At 64.1% G+C, this 15,368-nt stretch carries 12 protein-coding genes; 9 read left to right on the top strand and 3 right to left on the bottom strand.

The window, feature by feature from the left end:
* The first annotated feature begins 735 nt into the window (after positions 1-735).
* Entirely contained in the window at positions 736-2,229 is a 1,494-nt protein-coding gene (gene pdxR, locus ACJ8IP_RS22380; RefSeq protein ID WP_033645337.1) for a MocR-like pyridoxine biosynthesis transcription factor PdxR, read from the top strand.
* Here pdxR and ACJ8IP_RS22375 read toward each other — a convergent pair.
* Positions 2,226-3,140, bottom strand: coding sequence for a DMT family transporter (locus tag ACJ8IP_RS22375; RefSeq protein WP_072626851.1), 915 nt, complete (start codon positions 3,138-3,140; stop codon positions 2,226-2,228). The two genes, pdxR and ACJ8IP_RS22375, sit on opposite strands and share 4 nt — an antisense overlap.
* A 298-nt stretch (positions 3,141-3,438) precedes the next feature.
* On the opposite strand from ACJ8IP_RS22375, the gene ACJ8IP_RS22370 reads away from it, so the two are divergent.
* From ACJ8IP_RS22370 to ACJ8IP_RS22360, 3 genes are read left to right on the top strand one after another with little or no spacing between them, the layout of a single operon-like run.
* Positions 3,439-4,677 (top strand): SrfA family protein, encoded by a 1,239-nt coding sequence (locus ACJ8IP_RS22370; RefSeq protein ID WP_164107041.1) that lies wholly within the window; start codon positions 3,439-3,441, stop codon positions 4,675-4,677.
* Positions 4,677-7,622 carry a virulence factor SrfB gene (locus ACJ8IP_RS22365; protein WP_047026536.1) on the top strand — a complete coding sequence of 982 codons (2,946 nt, stop codon included), beginning with the start codon at positions 4,677-4,679 and terminating at the stop codon, positions 7,620-7,622. Before ACJ8IP_RS22370 ends, ACJ8IP_RS22365 begins: the two co-directional genes overlap by 1 nt.
* A complete protein-coding gene (locus ACJ8IP_RS22360; RefSeq protein WP_164107040.1) occupies positions 7,619-9,811 on the top strand; it encodes a virulence factor SrfC family protein in 2,193 nt (730 codons plus the stop codon). The genes ACJ8IP_RS22365 and ACJ8IP_RS22360 overlap by 4 nt, the downstream gene beginning before the upstream one ends.
* Before the next feature lie 33 nt (positions 9,812-9,844).
* Here the strand turns inward: ACJ8IP_RS22360 and ACJ8IP_RS22355 are convergent, their stop codons facing one another.
* Complete coding sequence (locus tag ACJ8IP_RS22355; RefSeq protein WP_033645340.1) at positions 9,845-10,744, bottom strand: LysR substrate-binding domain-containing protein; 900 nt, start codon at positions 10,742-10,744, stop codon at positions 9,845-9,847.
* 141 nt (positions 10,745-10,885) lie between these two features.
* Here ACJ8IP_RS22355 and ACJ8IP_RS22350 point away from each other — a divergent pair, with 141 nt between their 5' ends.
* The 5 genes from ACJ8IP_RS22350 (at position 10,886) to ACJ8IP_RS22330 (ending at position 14,024) form a co-directional block, all read left to right on the top strand.
* Positions 10,886-11,896, top strand: a complete 1,011-nt coding sequence (locus ACJ8IP_RS22350; protein WP_164107039.1) for an aldo/keto reductase — start codon at positions 10,886-10,888, stop codon at positions 11,894-11,896.
* Between the two features lie 53 nt (positions 11,897-11,949).
* On the top strand, positions 11,950-12,747 hold the full coding sequence (locus ACJ8IP_RS22345) for an SDR family NAD(P)-dependent oxidoreductase (protein ID WP_033645342.1): 798 nt from the start codon (positions 11,950-11,952) through the stop codon (positions 12,745-12,747).
* A gap of 38 nt (positions 12,748-12,785) precedes the next feature.
* The gene (locus tag ACJ8IP_RS22340) at positions 12,786-13,202 is read left to right on the top strand and encodes an SRPBCC family protein (protein WP_047026516.1); all 417 of its coding nucleotides are present in this window, start codon (positions 12,786-12,788) and stop codon (positions 13,200-13,202) included.
* A 145-nt stretch (positions 13,203-13,347) separates the two neighbouring features.
* Positions 13,348-13,764 carry a VOC family protein gene (locus ACJ8IP_RS22335; protein ID WP_164107038.1) on the top strand — a complete coding sequence of 139 codons (417 nt, stop codon included), beginning with the start codon at positions 13,348-13,350 and terminating at the stop codon, positions 13,762-13,764.
* Positions 13,765-13,772: 8 nt separating this feature from the next.
* A complete protein-coding gene (locus tag ACJ8IP_RS22330; RefSeq protein WP_164107037.1) occupies positions 13,773-14,024 on the top strand; it encodes a hypothetical protein in 252 nt (83 codons plus the stop codon).
* Between the two features lie 17 nt (positions 14,025-14,041).
* Here ACJ8IP_RS22330 and ACJ8IP_RS22325 read toward each other — a convergent pair whose 3' ends face one another.
* On the bottom strand, positions 14,042-15,241 hold the full coding sequence (locus tag ACJ8IP_RS22325; protein ID WP_033651781.1) for an NAD(P)/FAD-dependent oxidoreductase: 1,200 nt from the start codon (positions 15,239-15,241) through the stop codon (positions 14,042-14,044).
* Positions 15,242-15,368 lie beyond the last annotated feature (127 nt).

Below are 15,368 nucleotides of genomic sequence, written 5' to 3'. Positions count from 1 at the left end.
AGCATTCCGCATTACAACGCTGAGAACCTGTCCTCTGCGCACCAACAGCGCCTCTCGCCTCGTTTGAATGACCTGGAGCAATGATACAGAAAAAAACATTTTTGCAGATGTATATGTTGATTTTTTAATATTATTTAAAATAAAATAATACTGAATGACTAAAAATAGATTTTAATAAACAAAAAATAGATTTAATTAATAGTTTGCAGCATATCTGACTTATACCTTCGATAAATTTTAATATTTTAAATAGCATTAAATTTCATCCAAAACGCCAATTAACAAACATAAACACCAAAAAATTAACATTTACACCATTAATGAACCGCATTTAGGCTCTTACAGTGCAAAGGCCACCCCCTACGTTCACCAATCACCGTCACGCGCCCTATCCGGGGACAATCTCGCAAAATTATTCATTTGCCGCGCCCCTCCTCACATTGTTTATTATCGTGCGCTTTATTCAGCGCCGCTCCTGTTCACTCAGGCAAACCATATTCAACGCCGCTCGCAATATAAATGCTCTACGTCCGCGATGAAAACAGTCGCCACGCTGACAGGCACAAGCAATCAGCAACATGCCCCCTCTATATTGATCGTCAGACGTCACTAAATTATGGCGAAGCAGACACAACCGCCATGCCGCGGCACCGCGAATTCGGCAACGCATGCATGGCGAGATAAAGTGGTTTACTCTGCCTAAGCAATTTCTTTTTTTAATATGGACCGGAATGCATGCCCAGAACAGCCCAAGTCGTTGACGTCCCCGCCCTCGGTGAGATTGACCGCCAGGCGGGGCAGCTAAGCCACCAACTGGCGCAGGCACTGCGCCGGGCCATCCACAAAGGCGATCTGAAAGCGGGCGATCTGCTGCCTTCGACGCGCCGGCTGTCGGCGGCGCTGAATCTGGCGCGCGGCACGGTATTGGAGGCGTTTGCTCAGCTGACGGCGGAAGGCTTTCTTGAACCGCAGCCCGGCTCCGGCACCCGGGTCGCCCACTATCAGGCGCCGCGCCGCACGCCACACGCCACGGTGCAAACCGCTCCGGCCACAGCCGTGCCGCTTTCTTCACAGGCGCAGCATCTGGCGCGTTTTGCCGCCCAGGCGCGGGCGCTGCCGTCGGTGCCATTCACCGTGTCGGTCCCGATCGGCGATACCGCGCCCGACGATATCTGGCGGCGGCTCGGCAACCGCATCCGGGCGCGCGGCCCCGGCGCCCCATCCGGCTATGGCGATCCGTTGGGCGCCCTGCCGCTGCGCGAAGCCATCTGCGATTATGTGCGCCGTTCCCGCTCGGTAAACTGCACGCCGCAGCAAATCCTCATCACCGCCGGCACCCAGCAGGGACTGTATCTGGCCGCGCAGATCCTGTTGGACGCCGGCGACAGCGCCTGGGTCGAGGATCCCGCCTACGCTGGCATCACCGCCCTTTTTAACAGCCTGTTTCGCGATCGGCACATGATCAGGGTGCCCGTCGCCGACGACGGCATCGACGTCGCCGCCGGCGTGCGCCTGGCCGCCGACGCCCGCGCCGCTTTTGTCACGCCGTCGCATCAATATCCGCTGGGCATGCCGATGAGCATGGCGAAAAGAAGCGCCCTGCTGGCCTGGGCCAGAGAACGGCAGGCCTGGATCGTGGAAGACGATTACGACAGCGAGATGCGCTACGCCGGCCACCCGTTCCCTTCGCTGCAAGGGTTGGCGCCCGAACGGACGCTCTATCTCGGCACCTTCAGCAAGGTGCTGTTCCCTTCGCTGCGCTTGGGTTACGCCATCGTGCCGCCGCCGCTGGTCGACGCCTTTTGCGGCGCCCGGATCCTGATGGATCGTCACCCGCCCAGCGCGGATCAACACGTACTGGCCGCCTTTATCGCCGAAGGGTATCTCGACCGGCATATCCGCAAAATGCGCGGCGTCTACGCCGAGAAACGCCGGGTGCTGATCGAGGCGATCAACGCGCGCATCCCGGCCGAATTGGGGAGGGTGCAGCCCTGCGATCAGGGCATGCACATGGTGCTGTGGCTGAGGAAAGATCTCGACGACGTGCAGGTCGCCCAGCAGGCCAACGAAGCCGGATTGGCGCTGCGGGCGGTATCGCCGATGTATGCGCCCGGCCACGGTGAGCCGGGTCTGGTGCTGGGGTTGGGCGGTTACGATGACCGCCAGGTGCAGCAGGCGGTGGAACGGCTCGGCGAGGTGATCCGCGCCTGCGCCCGCAACGGGGCCTAGCGAGAAAAGCGCTTGGCGCCGAACACGCAAACCACCACGCCGGCCATCACGGCGATCATCATCGGCTGGACGGTTTCCTGCAGCAGCCAGCCCGCCAGCGCCAGGCCGAAGAACGGCTGCAGCAGCTGCAATTGCCCGACGGCGGCGATGCCGCCCTGCGCCAGGCCGCGATACCAGAAGATAAAGCCGATCCACATGCTGAACACCGAGACGTAAGCCAGCGACAGCCAGGCGGCGCCGCTGACGACGGGCCAAGCGGCCGGCGCCGCCCACCATGCGGCCGCCAGCGTCAACGGCAACGCCGCCACCAGCGCCCAGGAGATCACCTGCCAGCCGCCGATCCGGCGCGACAGCACCGCGCCTTCGGCATAACCCAAACCGCACAGCAGCACCGCGCCGACCATCAGCATATCTCCCTGCCAGGCGCCGCCGCTCCCCTGGCTCAGCGCGAACGCCCCCACCAGCGCGGCGCCAATGCCCGAAAAAGCCCAAAAAGCGGGCTTGGGGCGCTCACCGCCGCGCAAGACGCCAAAACCGGCGGTCGCCAGCGGCAGCAGGCCGATATACACCAGCGAATGCGCCGAGGTGGTGTGCTGCAGCGCCAGCGCCGTCAGCAGCGGAAAACCGATGACCACGCCGAGCGCTACAAACAGCAGCGGCGGCAAATCGGCCCGCGTCGGCCGCGCCTGGCGAGTGATCCGCAGCGCGCACAGGGCCAGCAAAGCGGCGATCGCCGCCCTGATCGCCGTCAGAAACAGCGGATCGAGCTCCAGCACCGCCACCCGGGTGGCGGGCAACGAGCCGCTGAAGATAATCATGCCGAGGAAACCGTTCATCCAGCCCTGAGCCGAATGCCCGACGGCGGGATGAGCAGGGGTAACAACAAGCGTTTTTTCAGACTGACTGTCCATCATGCAAATGCTCCGCACGCCTGAGGCATACCGAAATCGGCAACCCGCGAGGCGAGGTCATAGTGAAAGAGAACATCGTTCCCCCGGCGTCGCTTGCCGGGGCTGCGTTCTATTTTTCAGATAAAGCGGTTCACAAACAGGTCCAGATAGCGAGATTTTCACTGTGCCGGTTGCCAAAGTGCGCCGCTAACGTCAAAGAAGGGCGTTTTTCGGGCTGTCCTTGGCCGTTTGGCGGCATCGCCGGCGGGGTACCATGGACTTTTATGCGTTTTTGCAGAACAGGACAAGGTGCGGCGCCGTGGTGAAACCCTTCTTACGCAGTGGCAGTTTGGATGATGTGCTGGCTTTAGGCGAAAACGGGCAACCGATCTACGCCTGCGCGCAGCAGCTGCGGGAAACCCTGCGTCTTCGCCGACAGCAGCAGGCCGCCGACTGTCTGGCGATCCCCCAGCCGAACGAAAGCGGCACGCGCATCGACTGGTATGCGCCCTTTCCGGGCAAGGTGACCTCCTGGCTGGCGGCAAGCGATACCCAGCGCGCGCAGGCGGTGCGCCACCTGGAACACTGTCTGGCGACCTTCCGCAGCCTGACCGAACAGACCCGGGCGACCGATCACCCCAGCCACCGCCTGTTCGGCGCGCTGCTGGCCAAAGCGATGCACATTCCCGATCCCAACCACGTCTACCTGGTGGACGATCGGCCGGTGCTGACCTTTTGGGGCTTTATCAAACCGCAGGCGCAGAGCCCGGACGATCCGTTAGCCTGCCTGCGCCCGCTCGAATCGGAAGTGGAAAAACCGGCGCCGATCGCCGCCGCTCCGCGCAAACCGGCCGTTGTCGAACCGGTAAAACCGGCCCCGGCCGCCGAGCCTGAACCGGTGCCCGCCCCGACGGCGCCCGCCGAATCCCGCGCCGTTGTTCGCCCGCGTCGACGCCACGCGCTGTGGCTGTTGCCGGTACTGCTGCTAGGCAGCGCGGCGCTGGCCGCCTGGCTGCACCGCTCACCGCCGCCGCAACCGGCGATGCCGGCTGAGGTGCGCCCTCCGGCACCGCCGGAAAAAACCGCCGCGCCGTTGCCTGAGCTGCGCTTGCCGCTGGCGCATGCCACGCTGATGCCGCCGCCCCCGGCGCCGGTCATCCCGCAGCCAGCGGACAAAAATGCGCTGGTGCTGCCGCCCGAGGCGGTGAAGGCCGGCTCCACCCGTTTCCTTAACGGCAAATGGCGCGCCACGGTGGCGCTGAAAGATCCGATCACCGGCAAGCGCCCCAGCCTGCAATACCGCCTGAACGCGGGCAAAGGCAGCGCCGTCATCGCCTACGGCGACGGCGTCACCTGCCGGGTGGCGGTCGAGGCCGGGCTGATGCAGTCCGGCAATCTGGTGATCAACAGCCGCACCAAAGCGCGCTGCAGCGACGGCAGCCGCTACCAGATCCCGGAAATCGTCTGCCGCCAGGGCGAGACCGGGGCCGCGGAATGCACCGGCCGCTACGATGCGGACACCACCTATCCCATGACGTTCAAGCGCGAGAGTAAATGATGCTGGCACCCCTTACGGACTACAAACACGGCATTACGCTGATTCAGGACAGCGGCATTCAGTTTATGGACTTTGCCCTGACCCCGCGGCTGGACGCCGAGTTTCCCGGCAAATTCGTGCGCAAGACCGCCAGCGGCCCGCTGCTGCGCCTGCAATGGGAAGCCGAGAGCGGCAAATATCAGCTGCCGGCCGAGGGCGGGCAAGCCGCCGAAGTGGTGCGGCCGGAGTTCAGCTACCCGCTGCAGCAGTCGCTGCGCCTGCTGGATAAGCTCTGGCTGCCGTTACCGTTCTTGCGCTATACCGCCTCGGGGATATTTTTGTCAGGCCCGGATAACTGGGCTCGCCTGCAGGTGGTGCAGCTGGATGAACCGGATCAGGACGGCAACCTGCTGCGGGTGGTGCTGGCCTTCGATACCCGCGCCGCCGTGCCCGGCCAGGAAGCGCTGGCGCCGGGCGAGAGCGATCTCGGCGCCGATCTGAGCTTCGCGCTGGCGCACCGTAACCACGAGCTGGGCGAGTTCCTCGATCTGACCTGGGTGGACGGCTGGCTGCGCGAGGCGTTCAGCCAGCGCGCCGCCGAGCGGGAACAGCGCGCCGAGGCGGAGATCAACGCCGGGCTGAAAACCTTCGAATATCAGGCGCACTACCTCAACCTGTTGCACATGCTCGGCCATCAGCTGACGGTGCCGCAGATAAAAATGGCGGCGGCGACGCTGCAACAGCCGGCGATCGACGTCGATCTAGTGCTGGACGTCGGCAATTCTCACACCTGCGGCGTGCTGGTCGAAGACCATCCGGAAGAGAGCAACGGCCTGAAGCAAACCTATGAGCTGCAGCTGCGTTCGCTGTCCGAACCGCATCACGTCTACAACGAACTGTTCGAGAGCCGGGTGGAGTTTTCTCGGGCCGCGTTCGGCAAGCCACATCTGTCCTTCCAGAGCGGACGCGACGACGCCTTCCAATGGCCGTCCATCACCCGCGTCGGCCGTGAAGCCGCGCAATTGGCGCAGCGACGCGAAGGGCATGAAGGCACCACCGGCATCTCCAGCCCGCGCCGCTATCTGTGGGACGAAGAGCGCTATGCGCCCGGCTGGCGCTTCAACGAGCGGCACGAGCCGATGGCCGCCGCCGCGCCGTTGACCACCTTGATCAACGACGAGGGCGTGCCGCTGTCCGCCCTGCCGACGGCCGAACGGCTGCCGGTGTTCGCCGCCCATTACAGCCGCAGCGCGGTGATGAGCCTGATGCTGAGCGAGCTGTTGGCGCAGGCGCTGATGCAGATCAACAGCATCGCCCAGCGCAGCCGCATGCCGAACGCCGCCGCCCCGCGCCGTTTACGCGCCATCATCCTGACGCTGCCGTCGGCGATGCCGAAGCCGGAGCGTGAGATCTTCCGCCGCCGCATGCAGGAAGCGATCGGGCTGGTGTGGAAAGCCCTCGGCTGGCACCCGCAGGATGCGCCGTTCGACGGCGCGCACACTCGCTTCCCGGCGCCGCAGGTGCAGATCGAGTGGGACGAAGCCACCTGCGGCCAGATGGTCTATCTGTACAACGAAACCCAGGTGAACTTCGCCGGCCGCACCGACGCCTTCTTCGCCGCCATGGCTCGGCCCGATCGGCCGCTGGCGCCGGGTGAACAGCCCGGCAAGACGCTGCGCATCGCCTCCATCGACATCGGCGGCGGCACCACCGATCTGGCGATCACGCACTACTCGCTCGATGACGGCGTAGGCAACAACATCAAAATCAACCCGCGCCTGCTGTTCCGCGAGGGCTTTAAGGTCGCCGGCGACGATATCTTGCTGGACATCATCCAGCAGTTTGTCTTGCCCGCCGTGCAACAGGCGTTCGAGGCCGCCGGCGTGAGCGCCGCTGCGGCGCTGATGGACAAACTGTTCGGCAACGAAGGGCGCATGGACGGGCTTTCCACCCTGCGTCAACAGGCCGCGCTGCAGATCTTCATGCCCGCCGGACGCGCGCTGCTCGCCGCCTATGAGCAGTACGATCCGCTGGACAGCCGCGCGGAAATCGCCGCCGGCCTCGGCGATCTGCTGCCGCAGCGGCCGACGCCGCAGGTGCTGGCGTTTATCAACGGCGAAGTGCAGCGCGAAGCCGACAGCGACGCCTTCGATATCCTGCACACCCCGCTGGTGATCCGTCTGGCCGACCTGCACGCCGCTTTCTTGTCCGATCGCATCGGCATCGGCCGCTGTCTGCGCCTGCTGGCCGAAGTGGTGGCGCTGTACACCTGCGACGTGTTGCTGCTGACCGGCCGCCCGGCGCGCTTCCCCGGCGTGCAGGCGCTGCTGCGCCATCTGCAGCCGCTGCCCGCCAGCCGCATTCTGCCGCTCGAGGGCTACCACACCCGCAGCTGGTACCCATTCAACAAACGCGGCCGCATCGACAACCCGAAATCCACCGCTGCCGTGGGCGCCATGCTGTGCCTGCTGGCGATCGATCTGCGGCTGGAGAGCTTTTACTTCAACGTCGGCGATTTCCAGCCCTACTCCACCATTCGCTATCTGGGCATGCTGGACGGCAACAACATGCTGGCGGACGATAACGTCTATTACCGCGACATCGATCTGGATCGCGCCGATTTCGCGCTCGATCCCGCCGGCAGCTTCCAGCTGCGCGGCCCGCTGCGTCTGGGCTTCCGCCAGCTGGACAACGAACGCTGGCCGGCCTCGCCGCTCTATACGCTGACCATCAATGACGCCCAGTTGGCGCGCAAGCTGGCCGGCGACGCGGTGATCGGCCTGCGGCTGGCCATCACCGCCAGCGCCGAGCAGGGTGCCGAGAGCGTCAAGATCGCCCAGGCGCTGCTGGCCGACGGCAGCCCCGTCCCGGCGCACCACCTACAACTGAAACTCAATACCCTGGCTGCCAGCGCCTCCGGTGCGACCCACTACTGGATAGACAGCGGGAGCATTTACCCACGATGAACACGCAAACCCTCGCCCCAGCGGCTCCGAATAACGCGCTCAGCGCCGGCATTTTGCAGGCGATCGACTGGGTGAACGCCGCACGCCGTCACTCCGCCCGCCTGGAGCGGGAAGCCGATCGGCTGATACAGCGTTTGCGGCGTTGCCATAACCGCGCCGCACTGTTGGAAAACACACGGTCTGCGCAGGTCGCCATCGGTTTATATGGCCACAACGCCGCCGCCAAAGCCCATCTGTTGGCGGCGCTGGCGCCCGGCGCGAAGCGCTTCGACGCGGACCTTTCGCTCGCGGTGCGCTACTGCACGGCGGCCGAGGCGGGGCCCGCCGATTATCCGATCGCCCTCGCCTTGCTCGATGAAGCGCAGTGGTTGGCCATGACGATTGACGCCGCCGCGATGAGCGGCTTCCGCCCGGACTGCGACGCCCGCGCCATCGCCGACCACCTGCAAGCGCTGACGCGCCACCGACAGGCGGTTGCCATCGATGGCCTCGACGGCAATGCCGTACTGGCGCTGTGGGACAGCCTGCGCCGCCACGGCGACAAAGAGCAATCCACGCTCGACAGGCACTTCTGGCCGCAGGCGGTGACGCTGGCGCCGCAGTTGAGCATCGATGACCGCGCGCGCCTGTTTGCGCCGCTGTGGGGAGAGGAAGCGACGCTGACGGCGCGTTACCGCCAGCTGGCGCACGCGTTGCAGGCGCTCGACGGCAGCAGACGGGTTCATGCCCCGCGCCGCGCGTTGGCGCTGCTGACCGCAAGCGCCGCACCGGAAAACGCCACGATCGCCGTCATGACCGAAAACGGCGATCAACGGGCGATCGCACTGAGCGATCTGGCCTGGCTGACCGCAGAAGTGACCACCCTGCTGCCGCAGACGACGCAGGCAGGCTTGCCCGCCGACGTGGCGCTGATCGACCTGCCCGGCAGCCGCATCTGTCCGCAGGCGGAGCCGGCGCAGCGTCTGCAGCAGGCGAAGCGCGCCCATTTACTGGCCCGTTGCGCCGACGGCCTGCACACCAGCCTGCTGCTGGTGACCGATGCCGCCGCCACGCCGCAGGACACCGCGCGCGTCGGCCAGGCGCTCGCCGATTGGGTCAACCACACCCAGGGGGAAACCCCGGCGCTGCGCCAGCGCCGCAAGCCCGGTTTAATCTGGGCGATCACGCCGTTCGACCTGCGTCAGGAAGGCAAAACGCGGCCCGACGATGCCGTCCAGCGTCAGGTCGGCGAGCCCGGCGACAGCTGGGCCACGCTGCTGGCGCTGGATGAGCAGGACTGCCGCCGGATGGTGAACTACCTGGCTGCACAGGCGCGCCCGGCCCACAAACAAGCGCGCTTGCTCGAACAGCGTGAAGAGTTGCAGCGCGAACTGACGGAAAGCCTGCTCGGCAACTGGCTCTCCGTCGCCGATCCGCACGCGGCGCAGCAACGCGCCCAGCAGCTGTTGCGCGCGTTGCAGGCGCAGGCCGGCCGCCACGGCGAACTGCTGGAACGGTTGCTGCCCCAGCGCGATACGCTGCGCCAGCTTTATCAGCAACAGCAGCATACGACGCCGTCCCAGACGACGCCGCCTTCGCCGTTTGGGCTGGATATCGATCTGTTCGGTGCGCAAGACCCTGCAGCACCCGGCGAGCAGCCCGCATCGCCTTTCGCCGCGCGGATCTTCGCCGACTGGGTCAACCATCTGCGCGCGCTGCCTGACAGCCGCCGGTTGCTGGATCTGCTCGGCGTCGACAGGCCGCACCTCGAACTGCTGGTCGATGCGCTGATCGGCGCCGCCTGCCGCCTGCGGCTCGACGACGAACTGGAGCGCGCGCTGTGCGCCGGGAGCTTGCCGGAACAGGGTGAAGATCGGCAGATCAGCCAGGCGCTGGCGCTACTGGGCGACTTCGTCGCCTGGCTCGGCTTCCAGCGGCGCGACGCGGCCACGCGCCCCGAGAGCCGCGTCAATCCCGGCCAGCCGATCTTTACCCCGCCGCCGCAGCCGGCGGTGGACTGGAGCGGCCAGCAGCGGCTAACCCGGCTGGCGCCGACGCCGACCAAAAATACCGCGTTTTATATCTATGACTGGCTGATCGGCCTGCAAACCCTGCTGGCGGAGAATGCCGCGCAGGCGCAGCCCGCGCTGGCAGACGAGCAGCGCGCCGACCTGGCGGCGATCGTCGCGGCCCTGCGCGCTGCGCCGTAGCGGGCGCCATCCGGGCCGGACGCCGCCGCGCGATCAGTGGCAGGCCGGCCCGGCCGACATCACTTCGCGAAAGTGGGTGACCAGCGGGCGCAGGTTGGCCTTGTGCCACACTGCCCACAGCTGCGTGGTGTATTGCATCCAGGGCAGCTCGCGCAGCACCACGCCTTGCGGCGCGTTATGCCGCAGGCTGTGCTGGATCAGCGTCATCCCCAACCCGGCGGCGACCAGCCCCAGCGCCGTCAGCGGCTCGCCCGCTTCCAGCCGAATATCCGGATCGAACCCGGCCTTCACGCAGGCCGCCACGAAGTCGTCGCGCGAATGGGCATCCTCTTTGTGGATCACCGAGATCCAGGCCTGATCGGTGAGATCCGCCGGCTGCAGCGTTTCCCTGTCCGCCAGCGGATGCGTCTGCGGCAGGGCCAGCAGCATGCGATCGTCCAACACCTGCGTATAGTCCAAATCCTGATCGTCGCGATCCGGCGCCGTATTGACCAGCGCCACGTCCAGGCTACGCTGCCGCAGTCCTTCCAACTGCATGGAAGAAGGCTGGCTGTAAAGCACGATGTGCACATCCGGCCGGGACACCCGCAGCGACCGCAAGGCGTTCGACAAGACGCCGGAGTGCATCGCATTTTCGATATAGCCGATGCACAGCCCGCCGTCTTCACCCCGCCCCAGGCGGCGTCCGAGCGATTCGAGCCGGTTGGCGTGCGTCAACAGCGCGCGGGTTTCGGCCAGAAACGTCTGGCCGTCGGCGGTCAGGCGAATGCGCTGCTGATTGCGCTCAAACAGCATCAATCCGAGACGTTCCTCAAGCTGGGAAATCTGCCGGCTCAGCGGCGACTGGGAAATGTGCAGCCGTTCGGCAGCGCGGCCGACGTGCTCCTCTTCCGCCACCGCGACGAAGTATTTCAACTGACGTAAATCGATCATGTGAGACCTCAAAGGACTTAACTTAGACAAATTATGTCCTATCAAGTCACAACTTGCCACGCTATCTTTAGCCTCGTGACGGGGCAGACGCACTGTGCGCCCCCCAATTTCCCTGAAAAGATAACGTATTGAGGACCTGACATGAGCATCAGAAATATTTTACCCGGCAAGATCGGTTTGGGCGGCGCACCGCTCGGCAATATGTTCCGCAACATCCCGCAAGACGACGTGCAAGCCACCGTCAGCGGCGCCTGGGATCTGGGCATCCGCTACTTCGACACCGCGCCGCTCTACGGTTCCGGCCTGTCGGAAATCCGCATGGGTGAAGTGCTGTCGCACTACCCACGCGACGAGTATGTGCTGAGCACCAAAGTGGGCCGCATCATGCTGGACGAAGAAGAAGACACTTCCGCCCGCGATCTGGGCGAGAAAGGCGGTTTGTTCGAACACGGCTTGAAGAACAAAATAGTCAACGACTACTCCGCCGACGCCACGCTGCGTTCCATCGAAGACAGCCTGAAGCGCCTGAAAACCGAGCGCCTGGATATCGTCTGGATCCACGATCCGGCCCAGGATTTCTACGGCGACAACTGGATTGAACAGTTCAACATCGCCCGCACCGGCGCTTTCCGCGCGCTGACCCGTCTGCGTGAAGAAGGGGTGATCAAGGCCTGGGGCCTCGGCGTCAACCGCGTCGAGCCTTGCGAACTGGCGCTGGGCCTGAGCGAAACGCAGCCGGACGCCTTCCTGCTGGCCGGCCGTTACAGCCTGCTGGATCATGAACGCGCGCTGCAACGTTTGATGCCGGAAGCCCTGGCGAGCAACGTCGACATTGTCGTCGGCGGCCCTTACAACTCCGGCGTGCTGGCCGGTGGCGAGCACTACGAATACCAGAAAGCATCCCCGGCGGTGCTGGCGAAAGTGGCGCAAATCAAAGCGATCGCCGCTCGCTTCCAGGTCGACGTCAAAGCCGCCGCGCTGCAGTTCTCGCTGGCTAACCCGGCGGTCGCCGCCGTGATCCCCGGTTCGAGCCGCCCTGGCCGCATGGCCGAAGATCTGGCTGCGCTGGACGCCGTTATCCCAGCTGAATTCTGGGCCGAAATGCGCCGTCAGAAACTGGTGGCCGACAACGCGCCGCTGCCGATTCGTTAAGTTTTATGGGGCCGCATGGCCCCATTACCCCCATTAACTCGATGAGATACATGATGAAACTGGATCTTTCAGGCAAAGTCGCCGTCGTCAGCGGCTCCACCTCCGGCATCGGCCTCGGCATCGCGCGCGGGCTCGCCAAAACGGGCGCCACCGTGGTGATCGTCGGCCGTCAGAAAGCCGGGGTCGATAACGCCATCGCCGACATCAGCGCCAACGTGCCCGGCGCGCAGGTGCGCGGCGTGGTCGCCGATCTCGGGACGGAACATGGGGCTGCAACCCTGTTCGCCGCGGAACCGAGAGCCGACGTGCTGATCAACAACCTGGGCATTTTCAACGATAACGACTTCTTTACCGTGCCGGACAGCGAGTGGATGCACTTCTATAACGTCAACGTCCTCTCAGGCGTGCGGCTGGCGCGCCACTATGCGCAGAGCATGACCGAGCAGGGTTGGGGACGCATTATTTTCGTGTCGTCCGAATCCGGCGTCGCCATCCCGGCGGACATGATCAACTACGGCGTCACCAAAAGCGCCAACCTGGCGGTGTCTCACGGCCTGGCGAAACGCCTCGCCGGCACCGGCGTGACGGTCAACGCCATCCTGCCGGGGCCGACCTTTACCGAAGGCCTGCAAGACATGCTGGCGGATGCGGCGGCCAAATCCGGGCGCAGCGCCCGCGATCAGGCCGACGAGTTCGTTAAAACCGAACGCCCAAGCTCCATCATTCAGCGCGCGGCGGACGTTGATGAAGTGGCCAACCTGGCCGTTTACCTCGCGTCTCCGCTGTCTTCGGCCACCACCGGCGCGGCGCTGCGCGTCGACGGCGGCGTCGTAGACACGCTGGCGATGTAACCCTGTACCCGAAACCGATATTAAGAGAGAGAAAGAAAATGGCTACTACATCCGTCTCAATGGACATCCCGGCATCCGCCGACACCGTATGGCAACTGATCGGCGGCTTCGACGCCCTGCCTGACTGGCTGCCGTTCATTCCGAAAAGCGTCATTTCGCAAGGCGGCCGCGTGCGCACTTTAACCACCGCCGACGGCGGCACCGTCATCGAGCGGCTGGAAGCGTTCGACAACCGTCAACGCAGCTACAGCTACTCCATCATGCAGGCGCCGTTCCCGGTGGTGAATTACCTGTCCACCCTGTCAGTGCACGCCACCGACGACGCCAACGTGGCGCGCGTGGAATGGTCGGGCAGCTTCACGCCGGTCAACATCAGCGACGACGAGGCCATCGCCCTGTTCAGCGGCATCTACCAGGGCGGCCTGGATGCGCTGAGCGGTAACTTCCCTCGTTAACGCTTGAACACTCAAGCCCCACGGCCGATGGCTGCACCCATCGGCCGTTTTTTTTTTGGTTTGGCCGCGCGAAGCGGCAACGCCGCGAAACAGGATAAATCCGCCATCGCCGCTTATGCTGTAAAGGAGATGTTCATTTGAGGAGATGACCGTGCGCCCTTTCAACCTGCAACAGTTGGATCATGTGGTTCTGCGCGTGCGCGATATGCAGAACAGCCTGCGTTTTTATACCCAGGTCATCGGTTGTGATATCGCCAAACAGCGGCCGGATTTGGGGCTGGTGCACCTGCGCGCCGGCGCCTCCATGATCGATCTGGTGGACGTCAACGGCATGCTAGGAAGAAAAGGCGGCATGCCGCCCGATGCCAGACAGCAGAACGTCGATCACTTTTGCCTGCGCATCGATCCGTTCAACGAAGACGCGTTGCTGACCTACCTGCGATCGCAGGGGATCGACGCGGATCCCGCCGAATCGCGCTACGGCGCGGAAGGCGACGGGCCGTCCATCTATTTCAGCGATCCGGACGGCAATCGCGTGGAATTGAAAGGGCCGGCGGGATGAGAGAGAAAATGGAGCCTCATCAGCTGAGAAAACCGATCGCCTCGGTGATTTTTGTCCTGGTATTCGCTGTCTTGCCGAACATCATTCCCTCTCGGCTGCTGCTGACACCGGACATGGCGTTGGAAATGGTTCACAAGTCTAATGAATGGGGGCTCGGCGATCCGGAGGCGCTTTCGACAGCCTACCTGCTGATGCTTTATGCAGCAGCAGCAGCGGTCGCTGGGTTGTGTCTGCCTTTTATGCCAAAAAAATCGGCCTAACCCGTCACTGCTGAACGTTACCGCCCCTGCGCCGCCAGCGCCTGGGCGCAGGCCCAGGCCGAGCTCCAGGCCCACTGGAAGTTGTAACCGCCCAGCCACCCGGTCACGTCCACCACTTCGCCGATAAAATAGAGCCCCGGCGCCTTGTGGGCTTCCATCGTCTTGGAAGAAAGTTCGTTGGTGTCGACGCCGCCGAGCGTCACCTCCGCCGTGCGATAACCCTCGGTGCCGTTCGGCTGCACGCGCCAGTTCTGCAACAGATCCACCAGCGCCGCCTGTTGCGGCGCATTCAGCTGCTTCAGCGTCGCCTCCGGCAGTTGTCCCAGGGTCTGCAAGCATTCCACCAGCCGCTTCGGCAAGTGCAGCGCCAGGGTGTTTTTCAGGCTTTGGTTCGGGTGCTGCAGGCGCTGTTCATCAAGGAAGCCCGCCAGATCAAGCTCAGGAAGTAAGTTAATGCTCACATACTCACCCGGTTGCCAGTAGCTGGACAGCTGCAATACCGCCGGGCCGGACAGGCCGCGATGGGTGAACAGGATGCTTTCACGGAAGCTGACGCCGTTCTCGGCGGTGATCACCGCCGGCACCGACACGCCGGACAGCGTTTGCACATGCTCCAGCAGCGGCTTATGCAGGGTAAACGGCACCAGCCCGGCGCGCGTCGGCAGCACCCTGAGGCCGAACTGCTCCGCCAGCTTGTAACCGAACGGCGAGGCGCCCAGCCCCGGCATGGATAATCCGCCGCTGGCCACCACAAGTGAGCGAGCACTTACTTTTTCGCCATTCAGCGCCAGCTGGTAGCCGTTCTCGGTTTTCTCCACGCCCAACACTTCGCTGCGCAGGCGCATCGTCACCTGGCCCAGCTCGCACTCTTTGACCAGCAGATCCACCACCTGCTGCGCCGAATCGTCGCAGAACAGCTGCCCCAGCGTTTTTTCATGGTAGGCGATGCCGTAACGGTTGATCAGATCGATGAAGTCCCACTGGGTGTAGCGCGCCAGCGCCGACTTGCAAAAATGCGGGTTGTTCGACAGATAGGCCGCCGGTTCGGCGTACATGTTGGTGAAGTTGCAGCGCCCGCCGCCGGACATCAGGATCTTGCGGCCCGGTTTTTTGCCGTTGTCGAGCAGCAACACGCGGCAACCGAGTTGCCCCGCCTGCGCGGCGCAAAACATGCCGGCGGCGCCCGCCCCAATCACTACGACATCAAACTGTTCCACCTGAGCCTCACTTATCAAAACCACAATCGCGACAAAAGAGCGCCATATTACGCCGTTTCGCCGCCGGTCACCGCCAAATTCACGGCGGCAGATTGTAAAGCCCCCGCGCCGCCAACGCCATAGTAAG

Source organism: Serratia sp. CY52157, assembly GCF_052168495.1.
Lineage (GTDB): Bacteria > Pseudomonadota > Gammaproteobacteria > Enterobacterales > Enterobacteriaceae > Serratia > Serratia ureilytica.
This window is presented reverse-complemented; position numbering and strand designations above follow the sequence as displayed.

Coding starts and splice junctions, on each gene's coding strand:
- pdxR (WP_033645337.1), top strand. CDS start 736: ATGCCCAGAACAGCCCAAGTCGTTGACGTCCCCGCCCTCGGTGAGATT.
- ACJ8IP_RS22375 (WP_072626851.1), bottom strand. CDS start 3,140: ATGGACAGTCAGTCTGAAAAAACGCTTGTTGTTACCCCTGCTCATCCC.
- ACJ8IP_RS22365 (WP_047026536.1), top strand. CDS start 4,677: ATGCTGGCACCCCTTACGGACTACAAACACGGCATTACGCTGATTCAG.
- ACJ8IP_RS22360 (WP_164107040.1), top strand. CDS start 7,619: ATGAACACGCAAACCCTCGCCCCAGCGGCTCCGAATAACGCGCTCAGC.
- ACJ8IP_RS22355 (WP_033645340.1), bottom strand. CDS start 10,744: ATGATCGATTTACGTCAGTTGAAATACTTCGTCGCGGTGGCGGAAGAG.
- ACJ8IP_RS22350 (WP_164107039.1), top strand. CDS start 10,886: ATGAGCATCAGAAATATTTTACCCGGCAAGATCGGTTTGGGCGGCGCA.
- ACJ8IP_RS22345 (WP_033645342.1), top strand. CDS start 11,950: ATGAAACTGGATCTTTCAGGCAAAGTCGCCGTCGTCAGCGGCTCCACC.
- ACJ8IP_RS22340 (WP_047026516.1), top strand. CDS start 12,786: ATGGCTACTACATCCGTCTCAATGGACATCCCGGCATCCGCCGACACC.
- ACJ8IP_RS22335 (WP_164107038.1), top strand. CDS start 13,348: ATGACCGTGCGCCCTTTCAACCTGCAACAGTTGGATCATGTGGTTCTG.
- ACJ8IP_RS22330 (WP_164107037.1), top strand. CDS start 13,773: ATGGAGCCTCATCAGCTGAGAAAACCGATCGCCTCGGTGATTTTTGTC.